The following is a 12,747-nucleotide window of genomic DNA, read 5'->3' on the forward strand; positions in this document are numbered from 1 at the left end:
TGACTGAGGGTGTTTTAGGCAGGGCTTTTCTCTATAATAGCGCCACCTCAACCATACCCTGCATCATAACAATATTAAGGTGAACCGACGTGATTGAGATCCTTCGCGGTGCTCCGGCATTATCCGCGTTCCGGGTCAACAAGCTGATGCAAGCTTGCCGAGACGCCCAACTGCCCGTCACAGACCTCTACGCTGAATACACGCACTTCGCCCATCTTTCCGCTCCCCTGTCCGAGCAACACGCCCAGCAACTGGCCCAGATCCTGACCTATGGTCCCCGCATGGAGGAGCATACCCCGGAAGGCACCCTGCTGCTGGTGGTGCCCCGTCCGGGCACCATCTCACCCTGGGCCTCCAAGGCCACCGACATCGCCAAGAACTGCGGTCTGTCGGAGGTGAAGCGCCTGGAGCGTGGCCTGGCCTGGTACGTCAAACTGGAGCGCACCCTGACCGACGCGGAGCAGAAAGCCCTGCTGGCGCTGGTCCACGATCGCATGGTCGAAGCGGTGCTGCCAAGCTTTGACGACGCCAAGGTGCTGTTCGAGGCCGCCGAGCCCAAGCCCTTCACCAGCGTCGACATTCTCGGCGGTGGCCGGGCGGCGCTGGCCGAGGCCAACGTCAAGCTGGGGCTGGCCCTGGCCGAGGACGAGATCGACTACCTGGTGACCAACTTCCAGGCCCTCGGTCGCAATCCCAACGACATCGAGCTCTACATGTTCGCCCAGGCCAACTCCGAGCACTGTCGTCACAAGATCTTCAACGCCGACTGGACCATCGACGGCGAAAAGCAGCCCAAGTCGCTGTTCAAGATGATCAAGAACACCTTCGAAGTGACCCCGGAAGAGACCCTGTCCGCCTACAAGGACAACGCCGCGGTGATGACCGGCTCCCACGCCGGCCGCTTCTTCCCCGACGCCGACGGCGTCTACCGCTACCATCAGGAGCCGGTCCACATCCTGATGAAGGTGGAAACCCACAACCACCCCACCGCCATCTCCCCCTACCCGGGCGCCGCCACCGGCTCCGGCGGTGAGATCCGCGATGAGGGCGCCACCGGTCGCGGCTCCAAGCCCAAGGCCGGCCTGACCGGCTTCACCGTCTCCAACCTGAAGATCCCCGGCTTCGAGCAGCCCTGGGAGCAGGAGTACGGCAAGCCCGACCGCATCGTCTCCGCCCTGGACATCATGATCGAGGGTCCCCTGGGGGGCGCGGCGTTCAACAACGAATTCGGCCGTCCGGCCCTGAACGGCTACTTCCGCACCTACGAGCAGCAGGTCCAGAGCTTTAACGGCGCCGAGGTGCGCGGTTACCACAAGCCCATCATGCTGGCCGGCGGCTTCGGCAACATCCGCGAGGATCACGTCCAGAAGGGCGAGATCCCGGTGGGCGCCAAGCTCATCGTACTGGGTGGCCCGGCGATGAACATCGGCCTGGGCGGCGGCGCGGCCTCCTCCATGGCCTCCGGTCAATCCTCCGAGGACCTGGACTTCGCCTCCGTTCAGCGGGACAACCCGGAGATCGAGCGTCGCTGCCAGGAGGTGATCGATCGCTGCTGGCAGATGGGCGACGACAACCCCATCGCCTTTATCCACGACGTCGGCGCCGGTGGCCTCTCCAACGCCATGCCGGAGCTGGTGGACGACGGCGGCCGCGGCGGCCGCTTCCAGCTGCGGGATGTGCCCAGCGACGAGCCGGGCATGAGCCCGTTGGAGCTGTGGTGTAACGAGTCCCAGGAGCGTTACGTGATGGCGGTGGCCCCGGAGAACCTGGCCACCTTCGACGCCATCTGTCAGCGTGAGCGCGCGCCCTACGCGGTCATCGGTGAAGCCACCGAGGAGCGCCACCTGACCCTGGAGGACAGCCACTTCGGCAACAACCCCATCGACATGCCGATGGAGGTGCTGCTGGGCAAGGCACCCAAGATGCACCGGGACGTGGCCTCCGCCAAGAGCGACGCCCCGACCCTGGCACTGGGCGACGTCAGTGTTCAGGACGCCATCCGCCGGGTACTGCGTCTGCCGGCGGTGGCCGAAAAGACCTTCCTGATCACCATCGGCGACCGTACCGTCACCGGCCTGGTGGCCCGCGACCAGATGGTCGGCCCCTGGCAGGTGCCGGTGGCCAACGCCGCGGTGACCACCGCCACCCTGGACACCTACCAGGGCGAAGCCATGGCGATGGGCGAGCGCACCCCGCTGGCGCTGATCAACTTCGGCGCCTCCGCCCGCATGGCGGTGGGTGAAGCCCTGACCAACCTGGCTTCGGCCCATGTCGGTGCCCTCAAGCACGTCAAGCTGTCCGCCAACTGGATGTCTGCCGCCGGTCACCCCGGTGAAGACGCCGGCCTGTACGAGGCGGTGAAGGCCGTGGGCGAGGAGCTGTGTCCGACCCTGGGGATCACCATCCCGGTGGGCAAGGACTCCATGTCCATGAAGACCGCCTGGGAGCAGGACGGCGAGCAAAAGGCCGTCACCGCGCCGATGTCGCTGGTGATCACCGCCTTTGGCCGGGTAGAAGACGTTCGCAACACCGTCACCCCGCAGCTGCGCAACGACCTGGGCGACTCCGAACTGCTGTTCATCGACCTGGGGGCTGGCAAGCAGCGCCTGGGGGGCTCCGCCCTGGCCCAGGTCTACAACCAGCTGGGTAACGAAGCGCCGGACGTGGACAGCGCCGAGCGGCTCAAGGGCTTCTGGCACGCCATCCAGCAGCTGTCTGCCGAGCAGAAGCTGATCGCCTACCACGATAAGGGCGACGGCGGTCTGCTGGTGACCCTGGCGGAGATGGCCTTCGCCGGTAAGCAGGGCATCGACGTGGACCTGGCCGGCCTGGGTGACGACGCCCTGGCCCTGCTGTTCAACGAAGAGCTGGGTGCCGTGGTGCAGATCCGCAAGGACGACCGCGCTGCGGTGGACGCCATCCTGGCGGCCAACGGCCTGACCGACTGCAGCCACGCCATCGGCGGCCTGACCAACGAAGACAGCATCACCATCCGTCAGGGTGAGGCCGTGCTGGTTCAGGAGTCCCGTACCGAGCTGCGCACCATCTGGGGTGAGACCACCTTCCAGATGCAGTCCCTGCGTGACAACCCGGAGTGCGCCCAAGAGGAGCACGCCGCCAAGCAGGACGCCGAGGATCCGGGTCTGTTCGCCAAGCTGAGCTTCGACCCCGCCGAGGACATCGCCGCCCCCTACATCGCCAAGGGCAGCGCGCCCAAGGTGGCGGTGCTGCGGGAGCAGGGGGTCAACTCCCACGTGGAGATGGCCGCCGCCTTCGACCGGGCCGGTTTCGAAGCCATCGACGTGCACATGTCCGACATCCTCGAGGGTCGCCTGACCCTGGAGCAGTTCCAGGCCCTGGTGGCCTGTGGTGGCTTCTCCTACGGGGACGTGCTGGGCGCCGGTGAGGGCTGGGCCAAGTCCATCCTGTTCAACGACCGGGCCCGGGAGCAGTTCCAGGGCTTCTTCGAGCGCGCCGACACCCTGTCTCTGGGGGTGTGCAACGGCTGCCAGATGCTCTCCAACCTGAAGAGCATCATCCCCGGCTCCGAGCACTGGCCGCACTTCGTGCGCAACCGCTCCGAGCGGTTCGAAGCTCGCTTCTCTTTGGTGGAAGTGCAGGAATCTCCCTCCGCCTTCCTGGGCGGCATGGCCGGCTCCATCATGCCCATCGCCGTGTCCCACGGTGAGGGTCGGGCGGAGTTTGCCAACCTGGAGGCCTTCCAGGCGACGGACAACTCCGGCACCGTGGCCCTGCGCTACCTGAACCACCGCGGTCAGATCGCCACCCAGTACCCGGCCAACCCCAACGGCTCGCCGGCGGGGATCACCGGCCTGACCACCACCGACGGGCGCGCCACCATCATGATGCCGCACCCGGAGCGGGTGTTCCGCAGCGTGGCCAACTCCTGGCACCCGGACCACTGGGGCGAGGACAGCCCGTGGATGCGGATGTTCCGCAGCGCCCGGGTCACCCTGGGTTAAGCCTCAGTCCCGAAAAAAGCCCCGCAGTGCGGGGCTTTTTTTATGGCTTACAGCAGGGCAATTTGGGCGCTGCCCTGGCTCCAGTTGGGCAGGGCGGCGGGGGGCAGTCGGGTGAGCAGCTCGGTGACCCCGGGCAGTTGGCCCAGGTCCTGGCGCAGGGTTTCGCGCCGGCTGGGATCGCCGGTGGCACCGCAGAAGCGGCGTCCGGCCGTGAGGCTGGCCTCGGCGATCTCACTGCCCTGAAGGAAGGGATCGATCACCAGCTGCTGGGGCGCGGAGCTTTGCTCCAGCAACAGGGCGATCAGGGCCGGGGGCAGGGTGCCGTCCTCGGCGGGGTAGCTCAGCAGGTTGCTGACTCTGGGATCGCTCACCGGCCGGTGCCCCTTCTCGAACAGGCAGATCCAGCCCAGTTGGGGCCGGTAGTGACGGCCGGGACGGCTGCGCTGCTGATCCCACACCAGCACCGTCTGAAAGCGGAAGCCGGCGGCCTGGGCCAGGGGTTTGACCACGAACAGGTCCTCCTGGCTGCAGAACAGGTAGAAGTGGCTGTCGGGCTTGAGCACCCGGTAGAGCTGCTCAAACAGCCCCGGGTGGGGATCATTGGGGAAGATGGCGAACCACTGGTTGCGGGCGGAGCGGGCGTTTTTGAGCTCGGTGGCCACCGCCAGATCCGACTGGCGCCGCCGGGGCGGCAACCGAGTGAGCACCAGATCCACCGAATGGCGGCCCAGGGATTGGAGCCAGGGGACGGCCCCGGCGTCGCTCAGTTGAAAGGTGCTCATGGCCCACTCCGAAACTGTATATGAATACAGTGCTGTTTATATATACAGTTTTGTTCCGGGTCAAGGGATTTACCCGCTACACGGCACCGGAATTTGACGCCCCCATTGGCTCAAGCCGTCGTGGGTGATGGCCACAGCGGGCTTGCTGGCGCCGAGCGGCATCCTCTGCCGCGCAGTATGTGTCCAGGCTATGTGGCCATACCTCTTTTGGCTCAACGCAACTTTCGTCCCCGGCCGCCATGGCGAATAGTCCCGAGTGTCGATTTGGCAGGAAGATAAGTGGACAAAACACGCTTACGTGGTCAGTTCCGCCAATCCCAACACCAAGGATTTGGAATGAAACAGCCAACACTCAAAGCCGCCTGTCTGGGCGGTTTGCTGATCTGCAGCACCGCCCCGGGCTGGGCGGTGGAGCGCCCCAACGAAAACGCCGCGGCCCGAGCCGCGCTGCCGGGCCAGGGCCCGGCCACCCGCTTTATCGTGCACTACGCCGACGCCGGCCTGGCCAGCAGCCCGGCGGTGGCCGGCCTGATGAACGCCCAGCAAAAGTCGCGCAAGATGCAGGAGGTGACCGACAACCTGGGGCGCAACCTGGGGCAGAGCCTCAAGTATCTGCGTGCCCTGGGGGTGCCCCAGCGCTACGTGATGGCCTCGGACCGCGCCCTGGACCGTCAGGATGCCGAGGAAACGATGGCGCTGATGATGGCCAACGACCCCAACATCCTGGCCATCGAGGTGGACCAACTGCTGCGGCCCATGGCCACCCCCAATGATCCCCGCTACAGCGACCAATGGCACTACTTCGAAGCCACCGCCGGGATGAACCTGCCGGCGGCCTGGGACAACGCCACCGGCGCCGGCACCGTGGTGGCGGTGCTGGACACTGGTTACCGGCCCCACGCCGATCTGGTGGGCAACATCCTGCCGGGTTACGACATGATCGACGACACCTTCGTCTCGGTGGACGGCGATGGCCGCGACAACGATGCCCAGGATCCCGGCGACGCCATGAGCCAGGGGGAGTGTGGTGGTGGCTACCCGCCGTCGGATTACGACAGCAGCTGGCACGGCACCCACGTGGCGGGCACCGTGGCGGCGGTGGGCAACAACAACCTGGGGGTCACCGGGGTGGCCTACGACGCCAAGGTGGTGCCGGTGCGGGTGCTGGGCAAGTGTGGCGGCTACACCTCGGACATCGCCGATGGCATCATCTGGGCCTCCGGCGGCAACGTCAGCGGCGTGCCGGGCAACGCCAACCCGGCGAATGTCATCAACCTGAGCCTGGGGGGCAGCGGCAGCTGCTCCAGCACCACCCAGGCAGCCATCAACACCGCCCGGGCCAATGGCGCCACCGTGGTGGTGGCGGCGGGCAACAGCGATGCCGATGCCAGTGGCTACAACCCGGCCAACTGCAGCGGCGTGATCACCGTGGCGGCCCTGGGTCGGGACGGCACCCGGGCCTACTACTCCAACTACGGCAACACCGTGGACATCTCGGCCCCCGGTGGCGCCCAGAGCTTTGCCAGCGATCCCAACGGCGTGCTCTCCACCCACAACAGCGGCACCCTGAGCCCGGGCAGCGACAACTACGACTACCTGCAGGGCACCTCCATGGCGGCGCCCCACGTGGCCGGTCTGGCGGCGCTGCTCTACGAGGCGGATCCCACCCTGACCCCGGACCAGGTGGAGAGCCTGCTCAAGAACACCGCACGGGCGGACAACTGCAGCAACTGCGGGGTGGGCCTGGTGGACTCGGACGCGGCGGTGACCGCGGCCATCAACGGCGATACCGGTGGCGGGGGCGGCGACGGCACCACCGACACCTACGAGAACCTGGATGGGGCCCGCCGTAGCTGGCAGTACTTCACCGTCGAGGTGCCCGCCGGGGCCAGCAGCCTGACCGTCAGCCTGGCCGGCGGTACCGGGGATGCGGATCTCTACGTGCGCTTTGGCAGTCAGCCGGACCGGCGCAACTACGATTGTCGTCCCTACTTGAGCGGCAACAACGAGAGCTGCAGCGGCACCAACCCCAATGCCGGCACCTGGCACATCGGGGTGTACGGTTACCGCGCCTTCTCCGGCGCCACCCTGACCGTCACCGTCGACTGAGTCGGCAAGGCATGAAAAAAGGCGCCCATTGGGGCGCCTTTTTGTTGCGTGGGGCTGTGTCAGATAAGGTCGCTGCGCAGGCAGTGGAGCAGGGCTTTGAGGTTGGCCGGAGCCAGGGCCGCGGCCCGCTCCGGACTCCAGCCCACCACCGGGTTGGGCAGGGCGGCGTTGTCCTTGAAGGGCATCTCCAGGGTCATCGCCAGGCAGTCGAAGTGCTGGGCGATGAAGTTGCTGCCGATGTCCAGGTTGGCCTGACCGGGCTTGTCCACCTCGTAGCCGTGCTCGGTCTGAAACTCCGGGCTGGCGGCCATCAGCGCCTGTTTGAAGCCGTCCAGCTGGGCCTGCTTTTGGGGCGTCCAACTGGGGATCCCTTCGGCACCGGCGATGAAGTTGTAGGGCAGCCCCTCGTCGCCGTGAACGTCGAGGAAAAAGTCGACGCCGCTGTGCTCCATCGCCTGGCGTACCTGGTAGACCTCGGGGCTGGTTTCCAGGCTGGGCTGGCGCCAGGCGCGATTGAGATCGGTGCCGTGGGCGTTATGGCGCAGGTGACCGCGGCGGCTGCCGTCCGGGTTCATATTGGGCACCAGGTAGAAGACGCACTGGCTCAGCAGGGCCTGGGAGACGGCGTCGGTGTCGTCCAGCAGGGCCGCCAGGGCCCCCTCCATCCACCACTGGGCCATGGTCTCCCCCGGGTGCTGGCGGGCGATGATCCAGCACACCTTCTTGCCCTCCTCCGGGGTCCCGATGCGCAGCAGATCCAGGCTCTGGCCGTCCGGGGTCAGCCCCAGGCACTGGTAGTGCACCCGGTCGTCGTCCTGGCAGGCGGCGATCAGGTCCCGGTGGCGCTCGGCGGGGTAGGGGGCGAAGTAGGCGTAGTAGACCAGGTCCCGCTCCGGGGTGTGCTCGATCACCAGGTTCTGGCCGTCGAACCGGGTGTCCACCCGGAACCAGCTCTCCCGGTCGTAACTGGCCACCGCCTGGTAGTCGCGCCAGCCATCCTGGTAGGCGGCCTGACCGGCGTTGGTCAGGTGCAGGGCGCAGGCCTGGCCCGCCGCACCGTGCAGGGCGAAATGGAACCACTGGAACTTCTCGGTGTTGTGATCGGGGCGGATGGTCAGTTGGATGTGGGCGGCGTCGTCGAGGGACACCACGTCGATGTTGCCGCTGTCAAAGGCGCTGCTGATCTGCACGCGGGCACTCCTTGCAAGTGGGGGGAGGGCCCATGGTCCCCAAGGTTGGGATCCAGATCAAGGTTTGGCCGGCAAACAAAAAAGCCCCCCTTGTACAGGGGGGCGGGGCCAGACCAAATCCGGTTCTTTGCAGGGAACCCGGGTACAGCTAGTGAACGGTGGTGGATTGCTGGTCGGCACTCAAAGTGTGGGACAGCGCATCGTTGCCGGCGTAGTTGGCGGGCAGGCGGTGGGCGATCCCCTTGTGGCAGTCGATGCAGGTCTTGCCCTCGGCACTGGCCTGGGCGTGGAGCTGCGCGGCGACCCCTTTTTGCTCGGTGAAATCCATGTAGTCGAAGTTGTGGCAGTTGCGGCACTCCTGGGAGTCGGTGCGCTTCATCCGCGCCCACTCCCGCTCGGCCATCTCCAGCCGGTGTTCCTCGAACTTCATGGGGGTGTCGATGATGCCGATGATCTTGCCAAACACCTCCTTGGAGGCCTGGATCTTGCGCACCATCTTATGGGTCCAGTCCTTGGGCACGTGGCAGTCCGGGCAGGTGGCCCGCACGCCGCTGCGGTTGTTGTAGTGGACCGTGGTGATGTACTCCTCGTAGACGTTGTTCTCCATCTCGTGACAGCCGATGCAGAACTGCTCCCGGTTGGTCAGTTCCATGCCGGTGTTGAACGCACCCCAGAACAGGATCCCGCTGACGAAACCCAGGATCAGCAGGGTGCCCAGGGCCTTGGGACTGGGGCGGCGCAGCCAGCCCCAGAGGCGTTTGAGCCCGTTAGTGATAGACATAGCGCCCCCTTAATCCTTGGCGAACTGGCCCAGGCCGGTGAAGTCATTGGCCACCGGCGGGGTGACGTCGGCCTGGGTGACGTGGCACTGCAGGCACAGATAGCGGCGAGGGGCCACCTGGGGCTGCACCACACCATCCCGGTCGGTGAAGTGGGTGGGGCTGACCCGCGGCGCGCCGGTGGTCAGGTAGTTGTCCACGTCGTGGCACTGCAGACAGCGGTTGGTGGACTGGGTGATCTGGTAGCCCTGTACCTTGTGAGGCACCAGCGGCGGCTGGTTGACGTAGTTCAGGGACTTGCGACCGGACTCCTTGAGTACCGGCTTGAGGCCGGGGGCCGGGCTGGTCTGCTCCAGCGGGATGTCCGCCCGCAGGCCAAAGTGCTGGGGTTCGGCGGCGCTGGCCCACAGCGGCAGCAGCGCGGCAGCGATGATCAGGGGTTTGAGACTCATGGCGTGCTCCAATGTTGTTCTTGTGGGGGCGGCGTGCCGCCCCCTTGCGGTTCAGGCCTTGCGCACCAGCACGGCGCACTTCTTGTAGTCGGTCTCCTTGGACAGGGGATCCGTGGCGTCCAGGGTGAGCTTGTTGACCAGGGTGCTGGCGTCGAAAAACGGCATGAACACCAGGCCGCGGGGCGGCTTGTTGCGGCCGCGGGTCTCCACCATGGTCTCCACCTCGCCGCGCCGTGAGGCCACCACCACCTTGTCACCGCGACGCAGGCCGCGGGCCTTGGCGTCCATGGGGTGCATAAACACCACGGCGTCGGGGAAGGCCTTGTAGAGCTCGGGCACCCGCTGGGTCATGGTGCCGGTGTGCCAGTGCTCCAGCACCCGACCGGTGGAGAGCCAGAGATCGAACTCTTCGTCCGGGGCCTCGGCGGCCGGCTCGTAGGGCAGGGCGAAGATCACCGCCCGGCCGTCGGGCTTGCCGTAGAACTGGAAGCCGCTGCCGGCCTTGACGTAGGGGTCGGCCCCCTCCTTGAAGCGCCAGCGGGTCTCCTGACCGTCCACCACCGGCCAGCGCAGGCCGCGCACCTGGTGGTAGGTGTCGAAATCCGCCAGGTCGTGGGCCTTGCCGCGACCGAAACGGGCGTACTCCTCGAACAGCCCCTTCTGGATGTAGAAGCCGGCGGCCCGGGCGTCGTCGTTCAGGCGCTGCTCCGGCACCTCGGTGAGGGGGTACTTGTCCACCTCGCCGTTGGCAAAGAGCACGTCGAACAGGGTCTTGCCGCGGTATTCGGGCTTCTGGGCCAGCAGCTCCTCGGGCCACACCTCCTCGACGGTGAAGCGCTTGGCAAACTCCATCAGCTGCCAGAGATCGGACTTGGCCTGGCCGGGGGCGGCCACCTGCTGGTACCAGAATTGGGTGCGGCGCTCGGCGTTGCCGTAGGCCCCCTCCTTCTCCACCCACATGGCGGTGGGCAGGATGAGATCCGAGGCCATGGCGGTGACCGTGGGGTAGGGGTCGGAGCAGACCACGAAGTTGGCCGGGTCGCGGTATCCGGGCAGACGCTCGGTGTTGATGTTGGGGCCGGCCTGCATGTTGTTGTTGCACATCACCCAGTAGGCGTTGAGCTTGCGGTCCTTGAGCATCCGGTCCTGCAGCACGGCGTGGTAGCCGGGCTTGGCGGGGATGGTGCCCTCCGGCAGCTGCCAGATCTTCTCCGCCATCGCCCGATGCTTGGGATTTTTCACCACCATGTCCGCGGGCAGGCGGTGGGCGAAGGTGCCCACTTCCCGGGCGGTGCCACAGGCGGAGGGCTGGCCGGTGAGGGAGAAGGGCCCGTTGCCGGGCTCGGAGATCTTCCCGGTCAGCAGGTGGATGTTGTAGACCAGGTTGTTGGCCCACACCCCACGGGTGTGCTGGTTGAAGCCCATGGTCCAGTAGGAGACCACCTTGCGGTTGGGATCGGCGTAGAGCTCCGCCAGGGCCACCAGCTTGTCCGGCTCCACGCCGGAGAGCTTGGAGACGGACTCCAGGTCGTAGTCCGCCACGTAGGCCTTGAACTGCTCGAAGTCGATCGCCTCGGAGCCGCCGTTACCGGGGTTCTTGGCCGCCTTCTCCAGCGGGTGCTCCGGGCGCAGGCCGTAGCCGATGTCGGTGGTGCCGCGGCGGAAGTTGACGTGCTTGCCGACGAAGTCGTGGTTCACCTTGTCGTTCTGGATGATGTAGTTGGCGATGAAGTTGAGGATCGCCAGGTCGGTCTGCGGGGTGAACACGATGGGGGTGTCCGCCAGCTCGAAACTGCGGTGCTGGAAGGTGGAGAGCACCGCCACTTTGACGTGCTGTGCCGACAGCTTGCGGGCGCTCAGGCGGGACCAGAGGATGGGGTGCATCTCCGCCATGTTGGAGCCCCAGAGGACAAAGGCGTCCGCCTGCTCCAGATCGTCGTAGCAGCCCATGGGCTCGTCGATGCCGAAGGTGCGCATAAAGCCGCCCACCGCCGAGGCCATGCAGTGGCGGGCGTTGGGATCGATGTTGTTGGAGCGAAAACCGGCCTTGTAGAGCTTGGCAGCTGCGTAGCCCTCCCACACGGTCCATTGACCGGAGCCGAACATGCCCACCGAGGTCGGCCCTTTCTCCTTGAGCGCCTGCTTGAATTTGTCCGCCATGACGTCGAAGGCTTCATCCCAGGAGACCGGAGTGAACTCCCCCTGCTTGTCGTACTGGCCGTTCTTCTTGCGCAGCATCGGCTGGGTCAGGCGATCCTGTCCGTACAGGATCTTGGGCAGGAAGTAGCCTTTGATGCAGGTCAGGCCGCGGTTGACCGGGGCTTGGGGGTCGCCCTGGACGGCCACCACCTTGCCCCCGCTGGTGCCCACCAGCACGGAGCAGCCGGTGCCGCAGAAGCGGCAGGGGGCCTTGTCCCACTGGAGGGTGTCTTCGGAGCGGGTGGCGATGATGCCCTGGGCCCCGGCCGGCACGGCCAGGCCGGCGGCCACGGCACCGGCGGCAATCGCCTGGGCCTTAACGAATTCGCGTCGGGTGAGTTTCATGGTCCATTCCTTGATGTCAGTAATGGTCAGTTTTCTAAGAGTTGTTGGTGGTAGATCAGGGTGGTGGCGGTGACGCCGGGCAGCCCCTTGATGGTGTCGATGCAGTCCACCTGTGCCTGCTGACCGGGGTGTTCCAGCAGCACCACCAGCTTGCCGCTGGGGTCGGACAGGGCGACGCTGGCGCCGGGTTGGGCGGTGATCTCCGCTTCCACGGCTTGGCGACGTTGGGGGTTGGCGTTCACCACCAAAGAGCAGATCTGCTCGCTCATTGGGCCTCTCCTTTGGGGTGCAGGGTCAGGGCCTGTCCCGGGCAGCGGGGCAGGCAGGCCCCACAGCCGGTGCAGTCTTCCGTGAGGGTCGGAAGGGCGGCACCGGCGGTGGGGGTAAATCGGATCGCCTGGGCTTCGCAGGCATCGGCGCAGCTGCGGCACTCGATGCCGGACAGCGGCAGGCAGCTTTCGCCCAGCCGGGCCCGGTAGGGCCAGGGGGCGACGGACTTGGGCAGAAACAGCGGTTCGGGGCAGGCGGTGTTGCAGGCTTCGCAGAAGCTGCATTCGGCCCTTTGAAAGTCGAGTTCGGGAAAGCCGCCATCGCCGCGGACGATCACCCCGGTCTCGCAGGCTTCGACGCAGGCATCACAGCGGGTGCAGAGCTCAACGAAGTGGCGCTCCTCCACCAGGTGGGGCATGCGAAACAGCGGGCGCTGAGGGGTTTTCAGTCGTCGCCAAAGGCGGGGGTGAGTCATCGCGGTTCCCTGACAACGTCGGAAGATCTTTTCGCCCTCTCACGGGGCGGTTTTGACCGGTCCGACAAATGAAGTTCAGGGGCAATGTAAAGAGCTTGTTGCGGGGGTTACATACCCCGATAGGGATAGATGCGGGGGAGCCATGATCTGGATCAACTTCCTA

The 12,747-nt window shown here is 66.2% G+C and carries 9 protein-coding genes; 2 read left to right on the forward strand and 7 right to left on the reverse strand.

Features of this window, described 5'->3' with window-relative positions:
* Positions 1-92 precede the first annotated feature (92 nt).
* Positions 93-3,983 carry a phosphoribosylformylglycinamidine synthase gene (gene purL / locus KUV81_RS12340; RefSeq protein WP_222544257.1) on the forward strand — a complete coding sequence of 1,297 codons (3,891 nt, stop codon included), beginning with the start codon at positions 93-95 and terminating at the stop codon, positions 3,981-3,983.
* A 47-nt stretch (positions 3,984-4,030) separates the two neighbouring features.
* Here the strand turns inward: purL and KUV81_RS12345 are convergent, their stop codons facing one another.
* Positions 4,031-4,765 (reverse strand): site-specific DNA-methyltransferase, encoded by a 735-nt coding sequence (locus tag KUV81_RS12345; protein WP_222544152.1) that lies wholly within the window; start codon positions 4,763-4,765, stop codon positions 4,031-4,033.
* Positions 4,766-5,101: 336 nt separating this feature from the next.
* On the opposite strand from KUV81_RS12345, the gene KUV81_RS12350 reads away from it, so the two are divergent.
* Positions 5,102-6,874: a S8 family peptidase gene (locus tag KUV81_RS12350; protein ID WP_222544153.1), complete on the forward strand. Its 1,773-nt coding sequence runs from the start codon at positions 5,102-5,104 to the stop codon at positions 6,872-6,874.
* Between the two features lie 59 nt (positions 6,875-6,933).
* Here the strand turns inward: KUV81_RS12350 and KUV81_RS12355 are convergent, their stop codons facing one another.
* The 6 genes from KUV81_RS12355 to napF form a co-directional block, all read right to left on the reverse strand.
* Positions 6,934-8,064, reverse strand: a complete 1,131-nt coding sequence (locus KUV81_RS12355) for a M14-type cytosolic carboxypeptidase (RefSeq protein ID WP_222544154.1) — start codon at positions 8,062-8,064, stop codon at positions 6,934-6,936.
* A gap of 148 nt (positions 8,065-8,212) precedes the next feature.
* Positions 8,213-8,845, reverse strand: coding sequence for a cytochrome c3 family protein (locus KUV81_RS12360; protein WP_261389353.1), 633 nt, complete (start codon positions 8,843-8,845; stop codon positions 8,213-8,215).
* A gap of 9 nt (positions 8,846-8,854) precedes the next feature.
* A complete protein-coding gene (locus KUV81_RS12365; protein ID WP_222544155.1) occupies positions 8,855-9,295 on the reverse strand; it encodes a nitrate reductase cytochrome c-type subunit in 441 nt (146 codons plus the stop codon).
* Positions 9,296-9,346: 51 nt separating this feature from the next.
* Positions 9,347-11,839, reverse strand: coding sequence for a nitrate reductase catalytic subunit NapA (gene napA, locus KUV81_RS12370; protein WP_222544156.1), 2,493 nt, complete (start codon positions 11,837-11,839; stop codon positions 9,347-9,349).
* A 26-nt stretch (positions 11,840-11,865) separates the two neighbouring features.
* On the reverse strand, positions 11,866-12,108 hold the full coding sequence (locus KUV81_RS12375) for a chaperone NapD (RefSeq protein ID WP_222544157.1): 243 nt from the start codon (positions 12,106-12,108) through the stop codon (positions 11,866-11,868).
* On the reverse strand, positions 12,105-12,584 hold the full coding sequence (napF, locus tag KUV81_RS12380; RefSeq protein ID WP_222544158.1) for a ferredoxin-type protein NapF: 480 nt from the start codon (positions 12,582-12,584) through the stop codon (positions 12,105-12,107). Before napF ends, KUV81_RS12375 begins: the two co-directional genes overlap by 4 nt.
* Positions 12,585-12,747: the final 163 nt, after the last annotated feature.

Origin of the sequence: Ferrimonas balearica (assembly GCF_019802085.1) — a bacterium.
GTDB lineage: Bacteria > Pseudomonadota > Gammaproteobacteria > Enterobacterales > Shewanellaceae > Ferrimonas > Ferrimonas balearica_B.

Coding starts and splice junctions, on each gene's coding strand:
- KUV81_RS12345 (WP_222544152.1), bottom strand. CDS start 4,765: ATGAGCACCTTTCAACTGAGCGACGCCGGGGCCGTCCCCTGGCTCCAA.
- KUV81_RS12350 (WP_222544153.1), top strand. CDS start 5,102: ATGAAACAGCCAACACTCAAAGCCGCCTGTCTGGGCGGTTTGCTGATC.
- KUV81_RS12360 (WP_261389353.1), bottom strand. CDS start 8,845: ATGTCTATCACTAACGGGCTCAAACGCCTCTGGGGCTGGCTGCGCCGC.
- KUV81_RS12365 (WP_222544155.1), bottom strand. CDS start 9,295: ATGAGTCTCAAACCCCTGATCATCGCTGCCGCGCTGCTGCCGCTGTGG.
- napA (WP_222544156.1), bottom strand. CDS start 11,839: ATGAAACTCACCCGACGCGAATTCGTTAAGGCCCAGGCGATTGCCGCC.
- KUV81_RS12375 (WP_222544157.1), bottom strand. CDS start 12,108: ATGAGCGAGCAGATCTGCTCTTTGGTGGTGAACGCCAACCCCCAACGT.
- napF (WP_222544158.1), bottom strand. CDS start 12,584: ATGACTCACCCCCGCCTTTGGCGACGACTGAAAACCCCTCAGCGCCCG.